The sequence below is a fragment of the Duganella sp. HH101 genome (assembly GCF_001758795.1).
GTDB classification, from domain to species: Bacteria; Pseudomonadota; Gammaproteobacteria; order Burkholderiales; family Burkholderiaceae_D; genus Rugamonas; species Rugamonas rivuli.
In genome coordinates, this window is sequence record NZ_LRON01000007.1 from 271341 (window position 1) to 288146 (window position 16806).

The window sequence follows — 16806 nt, forward strand, 5'->3', positions numbered from 1 at the left end:
ATATGATGCAACTGACTACTCCTTCCAGCCTGCGCCGCAACCTGTTGTCGGCCCTGATCTTCGTCACCGCTTCGGCCGCCGCCGAGGATAAACTGCGCATCCCGCGCGCCGCGCATGCGCCTGCGCTGTCCGATTATGTCGCCGGCATCCCGGCCGATGCAGGCGTCGAAGTCAAGGGCTTCCGCCAGTTCCAGCCAGGCGACGGCCAGCCTGCGTCGCTGGAGACGCGCGCCTACCTGTCCTATGACGACCAGAACTTCTACGCCGTCTTCGTCTGCAAGGACGATCCGAAACTCGTGCGCGCCCGCATCGCCCGCCGCGAAGACCTGCCCGGCGACGACGCCGTGCAGCTGGACCTGGACACCTTCCACGACAAGCAGCGCTCATTCCGCTTCTACGCAAATCCCTACGGCGTGCAGATGGACGCCAAGCACACCGAAGGCGTGGGCGACGATTTCAACTTCGACACCCAGTGGACCTCCGACGGCAAGCTGACCGCCGACGGCTACGTCGTCATGATGGCGATTCCGTTCAAGAGCCTGCGCTTCCGCAGCGCCGACGTGCAGGACTGGGGCGTGTCGGTGGGCCGCATCGTGCCGCGCCTGAACGAGTTCTCATACTGGCCCTACATCACCCAGCGCCAGGAAGCCTTCGTGCCGCAGATGGCGGCGGCGGAAATCGCCGCCCCGGTCTCGGCCGGCCGCAACATCCAGCTCAATCCCTACGCATACCTGGGCCGCAGCCGCGCGCTCGACCAGAGCGATCCGACGCGCCCCGGCTGGCAGCACGACAACAAAAACCAGGCCGGCCTGGACGCCAAGTTCGTGCTGGCCGACGCCTTCGCGGTCGACCTGACCTTCAATCCCGACTTCAGCGAAGTCGAATCGGACGAACCGCAGGTCATCATCGATCAGCGCTACGAAGTGCAGTTCCCGGAAAAGCGCCCGTTCTTCCTGGAGAATTCCGGCTTCTTCGCCACGCCGCAGCAGCTGTTCTTCTCGCGCCGCATCATCGACCCGCAACTGGGCGCGCGCATCACCGGCCGCACCGGCAACTGGTCGCTGGGCGGCCTGCTGATGAACGACGAGGCGCCAGGCAAGCTGGCGGCGCCGGGCGATCCGGCATACGGCAAGAAGGCCCGCATCACCGTGGCGCGCGGCCAGCGCGACTTTGATACCGATTCGAACCTGGGCGCGATGGTGACAGACCGCCGCATCGCCGGCCATGCCAACACCGTCGCCGGGGCCGACCTGCGCTGGAAACTGGACGAAAACTGGGTGGCCAGCGGCCAGGCGGCCAGCAGCCGCACCAGCGACAGCGGCGCGCCGGACAGCACCGGCAGCCTGGCCTATGCCGAACTGCGGCGCACCGACCGCAGCTTCAACTACGCGGCCACCTATCTCGACGTGTCGCGCCGTTTCGAGAGCGAGCTGGCCTTCATCCCGCGCACCGATATCCGCCAGCTGGGCCAGGAAGCGAGCTATATGTGGAACTTCACCGACGCCCCCTGGCTGGTCAGCACGGGGCCGAGCATCAAGGCGCTCTACACCAAGGACCACGACGGCCAGCTGCAAGACTGGTCGAGCGACGCCTGGTACACCGTCAAGGGCCTGCGCGCCACCACCTTCGAAGCCCACAGGCTCGACGCGCATGAACTGTACGCCGGCCAGCGTTTCCACAAGAACGGCTACCAGCTGGCCGCCAGCACCGAATGGTTCGACTGGCTGAACGGCTGGGTGAAGGTCGGCCAGAACGACGTGATCAACTATGTGCCGGCGGCCGGCACGCAGGCCGCCCTCGGCGACGCCCGCAGCGTCTCGGCCAACATCAAGTTCACGCCGCATCCGCAGTTCCGCGTGGAGCAGACGCTGTTCTGGAACGACCTGCGCACCAAGAGCGGCATGGTGGGCGTGGGCGCCGGCACCGGCGTGTACCGCGAGCTGCTGTCGCGCACCAAGTTCAACTACCAGTACAGCCGCTTCCTGTCGGCCCACCTGATCCTGGACTACACCAACCTGCGCACCAACAGCCAGCTGACCGCGCTCCCCGGCGGCAAACAGCTGACCGCCGACCTGCTGTTCAGCTATCTGCTGAGCCCCGGCACGTCGCTGTTCGCCGGCTATACGGACCGCCAGGAAAACCTGCAACTGGTGGGCAATCCGGCACTGCTGGAACGCACGCGCGGGCTGGAGCTGCATACCGGCCGCAAGGCTTTCATCAAACTCAATTACCTGTTCCAGCTCTGAACCATGCGATCCATGCAAATCATCGTACCGATGTCCGGCTTCGGCGAGCGCTTTCGCCGCGCCGGCTACGAATTGCCCAAGCCATTGATCGAGATCGACGGCAAGCCGATCATCGCCCATGTCATCGAGATGTTCGATGCGGACGCGGACTTCCTCTTCATCTGCAACGAGGAGCATCTGCGCGAGCCGGCTTACCGCATGGAGGAAGTGCTGCGCCGCTGGTGCCCGCAGGGCCGCATCGCCGCTATCGCGCCGCATAAACTCGGCCCGGTGCACGCGGTGCTCCAGGTCGGACACCTGATCGATCCGGAGCGTCCGGTGCTGGTGAACTACTGCGACTTCAGCTGCTACTGGGACTGGCGGCACTTCAAGCAGTTCGTCGCGATCAACGAGTGCGACGGCGCGATTCCGGCCTATCGCGGCTTCCACCCGCACACGCTGGGCAGCACCAACTATGCCTACATGCGCGAGCATAACGGATGGGTGCAGGCCATCCAGGAAAAGCAGCCGTACACCGACAACCGCATGGAAGAATATGCGTCCAGCGGCAGCTACTACTTTGCGTCGGGGCGGTTGATGGAAGAGGCCTTCACGGCCGCGATGGAACAGCAACTGACGGTCGGCGGGGAGTACTACGTTAGCCTGGCCTACCGTCCGATGCTGGCGGCCGGCCGGCGCGTGGCAGTCTACCCGCTGCAGCACTTCATGCAGTGGGGGACGCCAGATGACGTGGCCGAATACCGGGGCTGGTCGTCCGCCTTCGCCCGCCTGGCGCAGCGGCCGGAGTCCGCGGCCGCGTCACCGGAGGCCCCGGCGGCGGGCGCGCTGGTGCTGCCGATGGCCGGCATGGGCCAGCGCTTCGCCGACCAGGGCTACGCGCTGACCAAGCCGCTGATCGGCGTCTCCGGACAACCGATGGTGGCGCAGGCCGTGCATGACCTGCCGCCGGCGCTGCAGCACTGCTTCGTGCTGCGCGCCGACATGCCGGGCCATGCAGCAATCGCCGACGAACTGCGCCAACGCCATCCCGGCGCCGTGATCGCCACCCTGCCCCAGGTCAGCGAAGGCCAGGCCTGCACCGCGCTGGCCGGCGTCGACGCGCTGGCCGTAGCGGCTTTGGACACGCAAGGCCCGTTGACGGTGGGCGCATGCGACTTCGGCATGCTGTACGACCAGGCGGCGTTCCGCCGGCTCGCCGACGATCCGCAGGTCGACGTGATCGTATGGGGCGTGCGCGGCAACGCCAACGCCATCCGCAGGCCGCAGATGTTCGGCTGGATCGACGAGGACCAGGGCCGCATCCGCAGCATATCGGTCAAGACGCCGCTGGCAGATCCCGCCACCGACGCCATCGTGCTGGGCGCCTTTACTTTCCGCCGCGCCACCGACCTGCGCCGACTGGTGGATGCGCTGATCGCGCGCGACGGCCGCGTCAACGGCGAGTACTACCTGGACTCCTGCATCAACGACGCCATCGCCATGGGGCTGAACTGCCGCCTGTTCGAAGTGGACCACTACCTGTCCTGGGGCACGCCGGATGACCTGCGTACCTTCGAGTACTGGCAGTCCTGCTTCCACAAATGGGCCGGCCATCCGTACACGCTGGAGCAGGACGCCCGCGTTCCCGCCGAAGCCGTGACGGAGCTGGCGCACCGCTACCGCGCTATCACACCGGCCGATCCCGGGAGGATGGCGTGATGCGGCGCGAGCTGCCGGTGTTCCTGGTGGTCGGCACGCTGACGGTGCTGGTGGACCTGCTGGTCTATCGCGCGTTGATGGCGTCCGGGCTGGCGGCCACCGCGCCGGCCAAAGCTATCGGCTTCCTGGCGGGTACGGTGTTCGCCTACTGCGCCAACCGCCGCTGGACCTTCGGCCACCGCGCCGCAGCTCCCGGCAGCGCGGCGCGCTTCGCCGTCCTGTACGGCGCAACGCTGGCCGCGAACGTCGCGGTCAACGCCGTCGTGCTGCGGATGCTGGACGCGGCCGGACCCGCAGTTGCGGTACCGCTGGCCTTCGTGGCGGCGACCGGCGTATCGGCCACGCTGAACTTCATCGGCATGAAGACGCTGGTCTTCTCCCACGCCCGCCGTACGGAGCTGCCATGAGATTCTCGCTGGTGATCCCCTGCTACAACGAAGCCGCCAATCTGCCTCTTCTACTCAAGCGCTGCTATCCACTGGCGCTGCGGGACGACGTCGAAATCATCCTTGTCGATAACGGTTCAACCGACGACAGCCCGCAGGTGCTGGCCGCGCTGCTGCCGGCCTGCCCCGGTTGCCGCAGCATCCGCGTCGACGTCAACCAGGGCTACGGCCACGGCATCTTGGCGGGACTGGCGGCGGCCACCGGCGAGATCGTCGGCTGGACCCATGCCGACCTCCAGACCGATCCGCAGGACGCCTTGCACGGACTAGCCCTGTTCGAACGCCACGGCGACGGCATTTTCGTCAAGGGCCGCCGCTACGGCAGGCCGCTGGCCGATGTGCTGTTCACCGCCGGCATGAGCGCCTTCGAGACGCTGCTGCTGGCGACCCCGCTGTGGGACATCAACGCCCAGCCGACCATGTTTTCCAGGCGCTTCTTCGACACCTGGCGCAACGCACCCCACGACTTCTCGCTCGACCTGTACGCCTACTACCAGGCACGCCGCGCCGGGTTGGCTGTGCACCGCTTCCCCGTGCACTTCGGCGAGCGCGCGCACGGCGTCTCGCACTGGAACGTCAACTGGGCGGCCAAGCGGAAATTCATCCGGCGCACCGTCGACTTCAGCCTGCAATTAAAAAACTCACTGAAACCATGAAACTGATCTCACATCGCCGCAATACCCTGGCCCAATTGGCCGACACGCCCGAACACCTCGGCGTGGAAGTCGATATCCGCAGCGACGGCGGGCGGCTCATCATCCATCACGATCCCTTGACGCCCGGCGAGGCGTTCGAACCGTGGCTGTCGGCCTACCGCCACGGCACGCTGATCCTCAACGTCAAGGAGGAAGGCCTGGAAGCGCCGCTGATCGCGCTGCTGCGCAAGCACGGCATCGAAGACTATTTTTTCCTCGACCAGTCCTTTCCCTTCCTGGTGAAGTGGGCCAGGGCCGGTGAGCGGCGTTGCGCGGTGCGGGTGTCGGAGTTCGAATCCGTCGACACGGCGCTGACGCTGGCCGGACAGATCGACTGGGTGTGGGTCGACTGCTTCAGCCGCTTCCCGCTCAGCGGCGGGGACGCCGCGCGCCTGCGTGGCGCGGGCTTCAAGCTATGCCTGGTGTCGCCGGAGCTGCAGGGACGGGGCACGGAAGAAATCGCCCAACTGGCGGCGCTGCTGGCCGAACGCGGCATCGTCGCCGACGCGGTCTGCACCAAACGGCCGGACCTGTGGCGGGATCTGTCGCAAGACCAGGTGCTTGCATGATGCGCCTGTTCCGCCATCCGCTGTTTGCATTCGGCCTGGCGCTGAGGATCGCGATGCTGGCGACGATCGTGCCGCACGCCGTCACCGAATGGTATGCGCCCTTCCTGTCCGCCAGCGCCGGCCAGCTGTCCGCCGATCCCTGGACGGTGTTCCTCGCCCAGGGCGGCACGCCGGCGGCCTTCCCCTACGGTTACGTCATGTGGCTGGCGCTGATGCCGCTGGCATTGCTGGCCAAGGCGGCCGGGATCGGCATCGGCCATGCCTACGGCGCCGGCCTGCTGGGCGCGGACCTGTTGCTGCTGCTGGTGCTGAGCCGGATGCTGCCCGGCCGCGACACGCTGCTGCTGGCCTTGTACTGGCTGTCGCCCGTGATGCTGCTGGCCACCTATGGCCTCGGCCTGAACGACGTGGTGCCGATGCTGTTGCTGGTGGCGGCGCTGTACTGCACGCGGCGGCGGCAGCTGGCGGCGGCAGGCGCCTTGTGTGCAGCGGCGGTATCGGCAAAACTGAGCATGGTGCTGGCGCTGCCCTTCTTCCTGATCTACCTGACCCGCAACCGCGCCTTGCAGCAGCAGTTGCCCGCCTTCGCGCGTGGCGCGGCGCTGGCCGGCGCCGTGTTCGGCCTGCCCTTCCTGTACTCGGCGTCGGCGCTGCGCATGCTGCTGAATAACCCGGAGATGGGCAAGGTCTATCAGTTCTCGCTGCACGTCGGCGCCGGCACCACCGTGTACGTGATGCCGCTGGCCTACCTGGTCACGCTATACCTGGCCTGGCGCGTGCGGCGCATGAACTTCGAACTGTTCAGCGCCTTGCTGGGACTGGGCTTCCTGCTGGTGGTGCTGCTGACGCCTGCCTCGCCAGGCTGGTTCGTGTGGATCGTGCCGGCGCTGGTCTTCTACCAGGCCGCCAGCGACAGGATGGCAGTGCTGCTGACGGCGGGCTTCTCGGCGCTGTACGTGCTGGACAACCTGCCGCCGGACGTCATGGCCGCGCTGCCGCTGGCGTCGGTGACGCCGGTGGTGCACACGATGATGACCGCCGTCGGCATCGTGCTGGCGCTGCGGATGTGGCGCGAAACGGTCAGCTCGAACGACTACTTCCGTTTCAGCCGCAAGCCTTTCGTGATCGGCATCGCCGGCGACTCCGGCGCCGGCAAGGATACGCTGGCCGAATCGCTGCGCGGCCTGTTCGGCGGCCATTCGGTGGCGCACCTGTCCGGCGACGACTACCACCTGTGGGACCGGGCCAAGCCGATGTGGCAGGTCATGACCCATCTGAGCCCGATGGCCAACGACCTGGAATCCTATGCCAACGATCTGCTGGCCCTCACCGACGGCAAGACCATCCTGTCGCGCCACTACGACCATGGCAGCGGCAAGATGAGCCGCCCGCAGCGCGTGCGCAGCAACGATTTCATCATCGCCAGCGGCCTGCATGCGCTGTACCTGCCGGTGCTGCGCGAGTGCTATGACCTGAGCATCTACCTCGACATCGACGAAGGGCTGCGGCGCTACTACAAGCTGCAGCGCGACGTGCTGGAACGGGGCCACAGCGCCGAACGGGTGCGCTCCTCGCTCGACAAGCGGGAGCCGGACTCGATCCGCTTCGTGCGGCCGCAGGCGCGCCACGCCAGCCTGGTGCTGTCGCTGCGGCCGATCCACCCGGACCTGCTGGAGCACCCGCTCGGCAGCGAGGCGCCGCGCGTCAAGCTGCTGGTGCGCTCCCGCAATGGCCTCAACGAGCTGTCGCTGCGGCGGGTGCTGGTCGGCGTGTGCGGCCTGCATGTCGACCTGGCGATGGACGACGACGCCAGCGAGATCGCCCTGACCATCGAAGGCGAAGCCACCAGCGAGGATATCGCCATGGCCGCCGCCACGCTGTTCCCGCGCATTACCGAGTTTCTCGACACCGTACCGCAATGGCGCGACGGCGCGCTGGGGCTGATGCAGCTGATCGCATTGGCGCACATACACCAAGCCTTGAACAAACGCTTAATCTGGTAAATCATTATGATCAAAATATCCAACGACGACCGCTTCACGCAGATCCCGGACGCCATCCTGTTCGACACCGACAACACGCTGTACCACTACGACCCGGCCCACGCGCTGGCCATGAGCGCGGTGCGCGGCAAGGTGGCTGCCACCTTCTCGCTCGACCCGGACGATTTCGACAAGGCTTATGCCAGCGCCCGTAGCGAAGTGAAGCTGCGCCTGAAGGACACGGCGGCCTCGCACAGCCGCCTGCTGTACCTGCAGCGCATGCTGGAGATCATCGGCCTGGGCTCGCAGGTGCTGGTGGCGCTGGACCTGGAGCAGACCTACTGGCGCACCTTCCTCAGCAACGCGGTGCTGTTCGACGGCGTCAAGGAACTGCTGGACGACATCCGCCTGCTCGGCATCCCCACCGCCATCGTCACCGACCTGACCGCGCAGATCCAGTTCCGCAAGATGGTCTACTTCGGCCTGGACCGCTACTTCGACTATATCGTCACCAGCGAGGAAGCGGGCTACGACAAGCCGCACGGCGCGCAGTTCGAACTGGCGCTGAAAAAGGTACGCCCCAGCGGCAACTGCATCTGGATGATCGGCGATAACCCGGTCAACGACATCGGCGGCGCCCGCCGCAGGATAGACGCTGTCACGCTGCAAAAACTGCACAACGGCGTGCAGCAAGGCCAGGGCGAGAATGCCGCCGACGCGGTGTTCCAGGAATTCGGCCAGGTGCGCAAGCTGCTCGAACGGCTTGGGGCGGCGCATTGAACGCGCGCGACGACAAGCGCGGCGGCCTGCGCGCGGCGGTCAGCGCCTATTGTGCGCGGGTTGGCGCCGATCCCCTGCTGGTACAGGGTGCTGGCGGCAACGCATCGTGGAAGGACGGCGACACGATGTGGGTCAAGGCTTCGGGCACGTGGCTGGCGGAGGCGCAGCGGTCGGACATCTTCGTGCCGGTGGACCTGGCCCATTTGCGGGCCGCCATCGCCGCCGGCGACCTGGATGTCGTGCCGCGAGCGCTCGCGGGCAGCATACTGCGGCCATCGATCGAGACGCTGATGCATGCGCTGATGCCGCAGACAGTGGTGCTGCATCTGCATGCGGTCGAGGTACTGGCGCATCTGGTCCGTGCGGACTTCACCGGCCCCGCACCGGCCCCGGCGCCTTGGTGCTGGGTGGATTACCACAAACCGGGGGCCACGCTGGCCGGGGCGATTGCGGCGCGCTTGCGCGAACAGCCGGACGCGCAGATTGTCTTCCTGCAGAATCATGGCGTGGTGATAGGCGGTGCCGACGTGGGGGAAGTAGAAGCGATACTGACGTCGCTGCTGGCCTGCATGCGCATCGAGCCCGTCGCACCGGTCGCACCGACCGGCGCCGAGGCGAACGCAATGCCGCCACTGACAGCCATTCCCGACGAAGGCATACAGCAGTTGGCCCTCGATCCGCGTCTGTACAAACGGCTCCGGAAGGAGTGGGCATTGTGTCCGGATCATGTGGTGTTCCTCGGCGCGGAGGCCGCGTGCTACGCGGATGCCGATTCGTTCGTCGCCGCGCAAACCATGGGCGCCGAGGCCAGGCTGGCCTTCATCGCTGGCGTGGGCGTGTATGCGGCCGGAGACTTCGGCGCAGCGCGCACGGCGCAGCTGCGCTGCTACTACGACATCCTGGCCCGCCAGCCTTTCGATGCGGCGCTGACCACGCTGTCGACGCCGCAGTTGGCCGAACTGCTGGACTGGGACGCCGAACGCTATCGCCTGGCGATGGCCAGGTAGGCAAGCTGCGCGCGGCGTGCGGCCAGCAGCGCCAGGCCCGCAGCCATCATCAGCCAAGTCGATGGTTCCGGAATCGGCGAAGTCGGATCGCCTGGGCCGCCGGGAGGCGTATCGTCGACCACCAGTTCGCCGAAGGCCTGGAACTCGGCCACCGAATAATGGTTGTCGCCCTTCGCCGTGATGCGGAAGGCCTTGGCCACCACCGGCGTGAGCAACGGGCCGCCAAACAGGTTCTGGCCCGTCGGGGACTGGTCGGTATTGACCGTGGTCGCCGATTGCCAGACATTGGCGCGGTCGAGGAATTCGATGCGGTAGTCGTCGCCGTTGTCGGCTTCCAGGACCAGACGGTTGACGGAGGCGGTATGCGCCAGCGTGATGGTCAGGCCGGTGTCCACGCCGGACCAGTAGACGGAACCGAAATTCCACTGCTGGCCGATCGGATTGAACTCGCCATCGGTCACGCTGTCGAGCCGCGCGATGCCGCCTCCCCAGGTGGCGCCGGCGGAATCGCCCATGCCGTCGCCAAACGAGTCGACATCTGCAAGGTAGGCGACGTTGTCATCGGCGTGGGCGTAACAGGACAAGAGCAGCGCGGCCATGGCCGCAGCGGTGGTCATTTTCATATGGTGTCCCGGTTAGCGCAGCGCGGCGACATGGCGTTGACGGCGCATTTCGTCCTGCATCTGCATGGTGAGATAGGCTGCCTGGAGGGTTCCCGCATCCTGGCCGATGGTCTTGCGTGTGAGGGGGCGCGGCAGATCGGCCCATGGGCTGCGCGGCAGCTGTGCCGCTGGAACACCCACCGCCACGCGTTCGAAGCCGCTGGCGGACTTCGGAGCGACGCCGCCGCTGTTAATGACAATGCCTGCCGCGCCGTCATCGCTGGCATCGGACTGGCTGCCCGCTGGGCAATCGGCGTCGGTCAGCAGCACTTTGCCGTCGGCCGAAACGCAGCGATTGACGCCGGCTGCGGCATAGGCGGTACTGGCGACAAGGCCGAGGCATAACAGGCATTGTGCGAAACGAAGAGAGGCGTCCATGATCGATGTCCTTTGAGAAAGTATATTAATTTTCTCGCAAGCCTGGATATCTATCTGTACGACGCCGCACGCACCGGCAGAGCCCGTTTGAATGCGTTGCTTTTTGGTCTAAGGTACAATATCGGCATGAAAGCGATATTCCTCATCCCCGCCCTTTCCCTCTCCCTGGTTCAAGGTTATGCCGCCGCGGAGTCCGTCCCCGATCATGGCTGGAACAACTCCGCGGAGTTGGGCGCCATCTCCACTTCCGGTAACACGGTCGGTACTTCCGTCACCGGCAAGCTGGATGCGAAGCAGGAGCTGCCCGACTGGAGCAACGAGTACATCCTGGCCGGATACTTCAAGGACGAGCAGGTAACGAACGCCAACGGCGAAAAAGTGCGCGAGCGTTCGGCGCAACGCTATTCGTTCTCCGCCAAGTCGGCGTACAAGCTGCTGCAGGATCACGACAAGCTGTTCGCACTGGCCACGCACGTCAACGATAAATTCGGCGCTTATACACGCTACTCCACCGTGGGCGTCGGTTACGGAACCCAGACCTACACGACGCCGGAACACACCATGGACGTGGAAATCGGTCCTGGCTATTTCAACGGCACGCGTTCGACCGGCGAAGCGGAAAGCGGCCTGACCGTGCGCGGCGCGGCCAACCTGAAATGGAAATTGAGCGACACCGCCCTGTTCACGCAGAACCTGAGCGTGGAGCGCGGCACGTCCAACATCCACTCGCTGGCCGAGACCGCGCTGCGCACCAAGATCAACAGCACCATGCAGATGAAGGCCGCCTTCAGCGTCCGCAACGACACCAACGTGCCGGAAGATAAAAAGAACACCGATACCCAGACGTCGGTGACGCTGGTCTATTCGTTCTAACGCTGAACGCTACATGCCCTTGAAGCGGTGCTGGAAGCGCTGGCTCACGGGCAGCTTGTCGGCGTGGCCGCGCAGGCTTAGCCACAAGGCGCCGTCGGCATCCCGGCTGACGGCGGCGATGCGCTTGACCGCCACCACATATCCCCTGTGTATCTGCCAGAATCCCGCGTCCTCCAGCTCGGAGGCCAGGTCTTTCAACGGCGTGCGGATGTGGGCTTCGGCCTGCTGCGGCGTGACCACCCTCGTGTATTTAAACTCCGAACAAAAGTAGATCACATCGCTCAAGTCGATGAAATGGATCGCGTTGCCGACGGTCGCTTGCAGCCATGAGGGCGCGGCCGGCTTGGGCGACAGCTGCTGCATCAGCCGCGCCAGGTCCGGCGGCGGCGTGCCGAGGCGCGCGCGTACGCGCTCGATGGCGCGCACCAGCCGCACAGGGTCGGTGGGCTTGAGCACATAGTCGATCGCGCCTTCGTCGAAGGCGGCCAATGCGTGCTCCTGGTAAGCGGTGACGAACACCACATGCGTGCGTGCGCCGAAAGTGCGCGCCACCTCCAGGCCGCTCAGGCCCGGCATGCGGATGTCGAGGAAGGCGACGTCCGGCTCCATTGCGCGGGCCAGCCGCAGCGCTTCGTAGCCGTCTGCCGCCTCCGCCACCATCTCGGCCTCCGGCCACAGGGCCGCCAGCGATTGCCGCAGTTCCGCGCGCAGCAAGGGCTCGTCGTCCGCAATCAGTATGCGCGGGCGACGCGTGGACAGGGACGTCATGCGTTCTCCATCGGTAAGGTGATTTCGGCTTCGGTCCAGCCGTCCGCCGCCACTTGCAGGCGGAACGCGGCGGCGCCGCCATGCAGGGCCGCCAGCCGCTCGCGCAGATTGCGCAGGCCGACGCCGCTGCCCAACACGGATTTGCCTGGGCCGGCGCCGTTGTCGCGCACCGCCACCACCAGCGTGCCTTCGCGACGGCGCACCTGCATCCGCACGGTGACGTTGCCGGGATGCGGCTCGACGCCGTGCTGTACGGCGTTTTCCACCAGCGGCATCAGCATCAACGGCGGCAGCACGAACGCGCCCAGTTCGGGCGGGCAGTCGATCTCGAACTGCAGGCGGTCGCCGAAGCGTATGCCCATCAGCGCGAGGTAGTGCCCCGCCAGTTCGCATTCGCGCGCCATATTGGACATCGGGCTGCGCAGGTCCGGCAAGGCCGTATGCAGATAGCCGATCAGGTGATCGAGCATCTCCACCGCGCGCTCGGGATCGTGGCGCGCAAGGTAGCGCGTGTTGGCCAGCGTGTTGTACAGGAAGTGCGGCTCGATCTGCGCCTGCAAGGCCTTCAGGTCGGCGGACAAGGCGGCCTGCTTCAGCTGCGCCACCAGCAAGGCGCGAGACTGCTGCTGCGCGACCCACAGGCGCGGCGCCAGCAGCAGCAAGGCCAGCGCCGCCACCGCCAGCTGCACCAGCAAATCGTTGTGCGTGATGATGCCGAGCGTCGCCAGGCCGCCGTGATAGAGCAAACCGGCCATCCAGCTGGACAAGCCTACCATGGCCAGCAAGGCCGGCCACAGGAAGCGCCACTCCCGCAGCCTGGCCAAGGCTTCGAGCAGCGCCAGCAAGCTGGCGCCGCTGGCGCCGACCGGCAGCAGCATCGCGCCGAACAAGGCGAGCAAGGTATAAGCCTTGAGCACCAGGCAGGTCAGCACGAAGCCGGCGGCCAGGACCGCGCTGAGCACCTTCTGCCGCCCGGTGCTTGATGCCACCTGCCTCAACGCCAGGTAACTGCTGCCAACGGCGGCAGTCATAAGGTCGGCGACTCCGGCAGCTTGTTGGGGCGCGGCGCGTCTACCGGCACGTCCTTGCCCACGATCTCCAGCGACAGATCGTCTATCCAGACTTGCCCGACACCGGCGTTGATCACACCGAAATTGATGGACGTCGCCTCCTCCGGCACGTCCAGCGTGACGCTGCGGGTTTGCCAGTCGGTGGTGCCGGATATCGGTTGGTCCTGGCTGTTGTAGAAGGCCAGGCTGACCGGCGTCTTGCCGTCGACCCGCATCCACAATCCGGCCCATTTGCTCACATCGCGCGACTTGACCCGCGCCTGGAAGCGCACGCGCTGGCCGAGGTAGCGCTGGGAGGACACCGCCTGCGCCAGCGTGGCCCAGCTCTTGCCATCGCCCTGCGTATAGCGCAAAAACTTGGAGCCCTTGCCGCTGACGGTTTCGACGCTGTCGATGCCAGCCTGGTACGACGACGGCGCACCGCCGGTCACGAACCACGGCGCCGGCAGCTTGCCGGTCGATTCCGCGGCGACTACCCACAGCGAGGTGGCGGCGAGTGCCGCTGCGATGACGTGCATTGGTTTCATCTTATGTCCTTAATCATGTCCATGACGGGATGTCATGGACACACTTTGCCCGATGGCGCGGCTGCGCGGGCGGCCATGCGACCGGCGCGGCCGGCGCCGGATAAGCGCGGCCGGGCCGCGATAAGCGCCCCCGATGCAGCGCCGGTTAATGCGATGCCAAGATTGAGCTTATTATAAGCTCCCGGCCGCTGTCCAAAATAGCCGCAGTTTGCTATAGTCGGCCCGCGCAGCGCTGCGGCTGCACACCATCCACCGTTTTCCCCTTATATATCCCGGACGTCCACATGAACACTCCACGCATTTTCGGCACCCCACTATCTCCTACCGCCACCAAGGTCATGCTGCTCGGCTCCGGTGAACTCGGCAAGGAAGTTATCATCGCGCTGCAGCGCCTTGGCGTGGAAGTGATCGCCGTGGACCGCTATCCGAACGCGCCGGGCCACCAGGTCGCGCACCGCGCCCACGTCATCAACATGGCCGACGGCGCCGCGCTGGCCGCGCTGATCGAGCAGGAAAAGCCGGACCTGATCGTGCCGGAAATCGAAGCCATCGCCACCGACACGCTGGCCGCGCTGGAACAGGCCGGCAAGATCACCTGCATCCCGACCGCCCGCGCCGCCCAGCTGACCATGAACCGCGAAGGCATCCGCTGCCTGGCCGCCGAAACCCTGGGCCTGGCGACGTCGCCCTACCGCTTCGCCAGCAGCCTGGCGGAACTGGAGCAAGCCACCGCCGCCATCGGCTTCCCATGCGTGATCAAGCCTGTCATGTCCTCGTCCGGCAAAGGCCAGTCCAAGATCGACAGCGCCGCCGAAGTCAAAGCCGCATGGGACTACGCCGCCGCCGGCAGCCGCGTCGATTCGGGCCGCGTCATCGTTGAAGGCTTCATCGACTTCGACTACGAAATCACGCTGCTGACGGTGCGCTCCATCGGCGCCGACGGCAAGGTCGAGACGCAGTTCTGCGATCCTATCGGCCACGTGCAGATACAGGGCGACTACGTCGAATCCTGGCAGCCTTGCCGCATGAACCCTCTGGCGCTGGCGCGCGCCCGCGACATCGCCGGGAAAGTCACCGGCGACCTGGGTGGCCTGGGCCTGTTCGGCGTCGAGCTGTTCGTCAAGGAAGACATGGTCTGGTTCTCGGAAGTGAGCCCGCGCCCGCACGACACCGGCATGGTGACGATGGCGACCCAGGTGCAGAGCGAATTCGAGCTGCACGCCAAGGCCATCCTCGGCCTGCCGGTCAACGTCGCGCTGAAGGCGCCGGGAGCTTCGGCCGTCATCTACGGCCAGCACGAAGCGGCAGGCATCGCCTTTGAAGGCGTAGCCGAAGCGCTGCGCGTGCCGGGCACCGACATCCGCCTGTTCGGCAAGCCGGAATCGTTCGCGCGCCGCCGCATGGGCGTGGCGCTGGCCACCGCCGACGACGTGGAGACCGCGCGCAGCCGCGCCAAGGAAGCGGCGGCCAAGGTCAAACCTGTGCTGGGCAAATAAGATTCTGCGCGCTCACCTGATGATCGCAGCGGCGTTGGCGGCGTCGCTGGCGGCGCCTGCGCATGCCGAAACGGCTGCGGAGCGCCCGCTGGTGCTCGCCTTTAACAGGATACTGCCGTGGTCCACCGAAAACGACGGTGTCTACGGCGGCGCCTACACGGAAGTCATGCGCGAGCTGGCCCGCCGCAGCGGCATGACGCTGCAGATCAAGCCATGCCCGCTGAGGCGCTGCCTGTTCATGCTCGAACAGGGCGACGCCGACGTCATGATCGGCGTGCGCGAGACGCCGCGCCGCAGCGCCTACCTGCAATTCCTGCAGACGCCCTACCGCGAGCACAGCGCCGACCGCGTGTTCTATGTGCGCAAAGGCGCGAACATCGTCATCAACGAGTATGCCGACCTGGCGCCGCTGCGCATCGGCGTCAAGTTCGGCGCCGAGCACGTGCGCCGTATCGAGCACGATTGCAATTTGCGGAAGGAAGCCGTCAAGGACATGGAGGCCAACTTCCAGAAGCTCGCGCTGGGGCGCATCGATGCGGTGCTGATACCCGAGGACCAGGGCGAGGCCGTGGTCGCCGAGCTGCATATGGCAGACCAGGTGGAGAAAGCCGCCTACCGCATGGTCGACGATGGCCCGCCGCGCGCGGTCGCGGTATCGCGCAAGGCGGTGTCGCCGGAGCGCCTGGCGGCGCTGGAATCGGCGATGCGCGACATGCAGAAAAGCGGCGCCATCGCGGCGATCTACAAGCGCTATTACTACGACGCCTATCATATCGCCCCCGGCAGCATGCTGGTCAGGTAGCGGCAAGCGCGGCGGCCACCTCCACTGCTGGCGCCTACATCTGGCGGAACAGGTCGACGTAGTTACGGCTGACCACCAGCTGCTCCTCGCGGCCCTTGAGCTGCACCATCAGGCGGCCCCGGAAATCCTGGCGCGTGCCGGCCACGTGGTGCGCGGCGACGATCACGCTGCGGTGGATCTGCCAGAACTTCTGCTCGTCCAGCTGCTCGCGCAGCTTGCTGATCGGCGTGCGTATCAGGCTCTCGCCGTCGGCCAGGAAGACGCTGGTGTACTTGTCGTTGCTCTGGAAGTAGATCACCTCGTCGACGGAGATCAGGCGCGTCTGGTCGCCTTGCGAGGCGCGTATCCATTGCAGCGTGGGTGCGGGCGCGGGGGCCGTTGCAGGCGCCGCCACCGCCTGCGCCGCCCCGCCCAGCTGCGCCAGCAAGGCATGCAGCGTCGCCGCCGTGATGCCGGCCGCCGCAGGCTCCTTGGCCCTCAGCGCGGCCTTCAGCTTGGCGACGGTCTTGTCCAGCCGCTCCAGGCTCGCCGGTTTCAGCAAATAGTCGACGGCGGAATGCTCGAACGCCTCCACCGCGTACTGGTCGAAGGCCGTCACGAACACGATGTGCGGCGGTTTGGCGTCCGCCACCAGCCGGGCCGCCACGTCCATCCCCGTCATGCCGGGCATGCGGATGTCGAGGAACACCACGTCCGGCGCCTCCTCGCCGATCAGGCGCAGCGCCTCGATGCCGTTGGCGGCCTTGGCCACCACCTTCAGTTCCGGCCACGCCGTTTTCAGTTGACCTTCAAGATAGTCGCGCAGAT

General features: G+C 66.3%; 17 protein-coding genes. 11 read left to right on the forward strand and 6 right to left on the reverse strand.

Translation table 11 applies throughout. The features are described 5' to 3' along the window. Positions 1 to 2: 2 nt before the first annotated feature. From DUGA2_RS14105 to DUGA2_RS14140, 8 genes are read left to right on the forward strand one after another with little or no spacing between them, the layout of a single operon-like run. Complete coding sequence (locus DUGA2_RS14105) at positions 3 to 2246, forward strand: carbohydrate binding family 9 domain-containing protein (RefSeq protein WP_070267031.1); 2244 nt, start codon at positions 3 to 5, stop codon at positions 2244 to 2246. A gap of 12 nt (positions 2247 to 2258) precedes the next feature. Then, positions 2259 to 3944: a sugar phosphate nucleotidyltransferase gene (locus DUGA2_RS14110; protein ID WP_070267032.1), complete on the forward strand. Its 1686-nt coding sequence runs from the start codon at positions 2259 to 2261 to the stop codon at positions 3942 to 3944. After that, on the forward strand, positions 3944 to 4351 hold the full coding sequence (locus DUGA2_RS14115; RefSeq protein ID WP_070267033.1) for a GtrA family protein: 408 nt from the start codon (positions 3944 to 3946) through the stop codon (positions 4349 to 4351). The genes DUGA2_RS14110 and DUGA2_RS14115 overlap by 1 nt, the downstream gene beginning before the upstream one ends. Beyond that, positions 4348 to 5046 carry a glycosyltransferase family 2 protein gene (locus tag DUGA2_RS14120; RefSeq protein ID WP_070267034.1) on the forward strand — a complete coding sequence of 233 codons (699 nt, stop codon included), beginning with the start codon at positions 4348 to 4350 and terminating at the stop codon, positions 5044 to 5046. The genes DUGA2_RS14115 and DUGA2_RS14120 overlap by 4 nt, the downstream gene beginning before the upstream one ends. After that, the gene (locus tag DUGA2_RS14125) at positions 5043 to 5654 is read left to right on the forward strand and encodes a phosphatidylinositol-specific phospholipase C/glycerophosphodiester phosphodiesterase family protein (protein ID WP_070267035.1); all 612 of its coding nucleotides are present in this window, start codon (positions 5043 to 5045) and stop codon (positions 5652 to 5654) included. Before DUGA2_RS14120 ends, DUGA2_RS14125 begins: the two co-directional genes overlap by 4 nt. Then, positions 5651 to 7657, forward strand: a complete 2007-nt coding sequence (locus DUGA2_RS14130; RefSeq protein ID WP_070267036.1) for a uridine kinase — start codon at positions 5651 to 5653, stop codon at positions 7655 to 7657. Before DUGA2_RS14125 ends, DUGA2_RS14130 begins: the two co-directional genes overlap by 4 nt. A 6-nt stretch (positions 7658 to 7663) precedes the next feature. Next, the gene (locus DUGA2_RS14135) at positions 7664 to 8416 is read left to right on the forward strand and encodes an HAD family hydrolase (protein ID WP_070267037.1); all 753 of its coding nucleotides are present in this window, start codon (positions 7664 to 7666) and stop codon (positions 8414 to 8416) included. Next, the gene (locus DUGA2_RS14140) at positions 8413 to 9423 is read left to right on the forward strand and encodes a class II aldolase/adducin family protein (protein ID WP_168167750.1); all 1011 of its coding nucleotides are present in this window, start codon (positions 8413 to 8415) and stop codon (positions 9421 to 9423) included. The genes DUGA2_RS14135 and DUGA2_RS14140 overlap by 4 nt, the downstream gene beginning before the upstream one ends. On the opposite strand, the gene DUGA2_RS14145 is transcribed toward DUGA2_RS14140, so the two are convergent. Together DUGA2_RS14145 and DUGA2_RS14150 are read right to left on the reverse strand one after the other, a co-directional pair. Further along, positions 9399 to 10046 carry a PEP-CTERM sorting domain-containing protein gene (locus DUGA2_RS14145; protein WP_070267038.1) on the reverse strand — a complete coding sequence of 216 codons (648 nt, stop codon included), beginning with the start codon at positions 10044 to 10046 and terminating at the stop codon, positions 9399 to 9401. The genes DUGA2_RS14140 and DUGA2_RS14145 overlap by 25 nt on opposite strands. A 12-nt stretch (positions 10047 to 10058) precedes the next feature. Further along, complete coding sequence (locus DUGA2_RS14150) at positions 10059 to 10463, reverse strand: hypothetical protein (RefSeq protein ID WP_070267039.1); 405 nt, start codon at positions 10461 to 10463, stop codon at positions 10059 to 10061. A 126-nt stretch (positions 10464 to 10589) separates the two neighbouring features. On the opposite strand from DUGA2_RS14150, the gene DUGA2_RS14155 reads away from it, so the two are divergent. Beyond that, positions 10590 to 11336, forward strand: a complete 747-nt coding sequence (locus DUGA2_RS14155; protein ID WP_070267040.1) for a YdiY family protein — start codon at positions 10590 to 10592, stop codon at positions 11334 to 11336. Positions 11337 to 11345: 9 nt separating this feature from the next. Here the strand turns inward: DUGA2_RS14155 and DUGA2_RS14160 are convergent, their stop codons facing one another. From DUGA2_RS14160 to DUGA2_RS14170, 3 genes are read right to left on the reverse strand one after another with little or no spacing between them, the layout of a single operon-like run. Beyond that, positions 11346 to 12104, reverse strand: a complete 759-nt coding sequence (locus DUGA2_RS14160) for a LytTR family DNA-binding domain-containing protein (protein ID WP_070267041.1) — start codon at positions 12102 to 12104, stop codon at positions 11346 to 11348. Beyond that, a complete protein-coding gene (locus tag DUGA2_RS14165; protein ID WP_070267042.1) occupies positions 12101 to 13135 on the reverse strand; it encodes a sensor histidine kinase in 1035 nt (344 codons plus the stop codon). Before DUGA2_RS14165 ends, DUGA2_RS14160 begins: the two co-directional genes overlap by 4 nt. Next, on the reverse strand, positions 13132 to 13701 hold the full coding sequence (locus DUGA2_RS14170; RefSeq protein WP_070267043.1) for a transcriptional regulator: 570 nt from the start codon (positions 13699 to 13701) through the stop codon (positions 13132 to 13134). Before DUGA2_RS14170 ends, DUGA2_RS14165 begins: the two co-directional genes overlap by 4 nt. Positions 13702 to 13985: 284 nt before the next feature. Here DUGA2_RS14170 and purT point away from each other — a divergent pair, with 284 nt between their 5' ends. Continuing rightward, entirely contained in the window at positions 13986 to 15197 is a 1212-nt protein-coding gene (purT, locus tag DUGA2_RS14175; protein WP_070267044.1) for a formate-dependent phosphoribosylglycinamide formyltransferase, read from the forward strand. Between the two features lie 19 nt (positions 15198 to 15216). Next, on the forward strand, positions 15217 to 15999 hold the full coding sequence (locus DUGA2_RS14180) for an ABC transporter substrate-binding protein (protein WP_070267045.1): 783 nt from the start codon (positions 15217 to 15219) through the stop codon (positions 15997 to 15999). A gap of 34 nt (positions 16000 to 16033) precedes the next feature. On the opposite strand, the gene DUGA2_RS14185 is transcribed toward DUGA2_RS14180, so the two are convergent. Next, positions 16034 to 16804 carry a LytTR family DNA-binding domain-containing protein gene (locus tag DUGA2_RS14185; protein WP_070267107.1) on the reverse strand — a complete coding sequence of 257 codons (771 nt, stop codon included), beginning with the start codon at positions 16802 to 16804 and terminating at the stop codon, positions 16034 to 16036. Positions 16805 to 16806: the final 2 nt, after the last annotated feature.

What these genes read in the sequence shown, in the direction of transcription:
- DUGA2_RS14105 (WP_070267031.1), top strand. Translation starts at nt 3, where the DNA reads ATGATGCAACTGACTACTCCTTCCAGCCTGCGCCGCAACCTGTTGTCG.
- DUGA2_RS14110 (WP_070267032.1), top strand. Translation starts at nt 2,259, where the DNA reads ATGCAAATCATCGTACCGATGTCCGGCTTCGGCGAGCGCTTTCGCCGC.
- DUGA2_RS14115 (WP_070267033.1), top strand. Translation starts at nt 3,944, where the DNA reads ATGCGGCGCGAGCTGCCGGTGTTCCTGGTGGTCGGCACGCTGACGGTG.
- DUGA2_RS14120 (WP_070267034.1), top strand. Translation starts at nt 4,348, where the DNA reads ATGAGATTCTCGCTGGTGATCCCCTGCTACAACGAAGCCGCCAATCTG.
- DUGA2_RS14125 (WP_070267035.1), top strand. Translation starts at nt 5,043, where the DNA reads ATGAAACTGATCTCACATCGCCGCAATACCCTGGCCCAATTGGCCGAC.
- DUGA2_RS14130 (WP_070267036.1), top strand. Translation starts at nt 5,651, where the DNA reads ATGATGCGCCTGTTCCGCCATCCGCTGTTTGCATTCGGCCTGGCGCTG.
- DUGA2_RS14135 (WP_070267037.1), top strand. Translation starts at nt 7,664, where the DNA reads ATGATCAAAATATCCAACGACGACCGCTTCACGCAGATCCCGGACGCC.
- DUGA2_RS14145 (WP_070267038.1), bottom strand. Translation starts at nt 10,046, where the DNA reads ATGAAAATGACCACCGCTGCGGCCATGGCCGCGCTGCTCTTGTCCTGT.
- DUGA2_RS14150 (WP_070267039.1), bottom strand. Translation starts at nt 10,463, where the DNA reads ATGGACGCCTCTCTTCGTTTCGCACAATGCCTGTTATGCCTCGGCCTT.
- DUGA2_RS14155 (WP_070267040.1), top strand. Translation starts at nt 10,590, where the DNA reads ATGAAAGCGATATTCCTCATCCCCGCCCTTTCCCTCTCCCTGGTTCAA.
- DUGA2_RS14160 (WP_070267041.1), bottom strand. Translation starts at nt 12,104, where the DNA reads ATGACGTCCCTGTCCACGCGTCGCCCGCGCATACTGATTGCGGACGAC.
- DUGA2_RS14165 (WP_070267042.1), bottom strand. Translation starts at nt 13,135, where the DNA reads ATGACTGCCGCCGTTGGCAGCAGTTACCTGGCGTTGAGGCAGGTGGCA.
- DUGA2_RS14170 (WP_070267043.1), bottom strand. Translation starts at nt 13,701, where the DNA reads ATGAAACCAATGCACGTCATCGCAGCGGCACTCGCCGCCACCTCGCTG.
- purT (WP_070267044.1), top strand. Translation starts at nt 13,986, where the DNA reads ATGAACACTCCACGCATTTTCGGCACCCCACTATCTCCTACCGCCACC.
- DUGA2_RS14180 (WP_070267045.1), top strand. Translation starts at nt 15,217, where the DNA reads ATGATCGCAGCGGCGTTGGCGGCGTCGCTGGCGGCGCCTGCGCATGCC.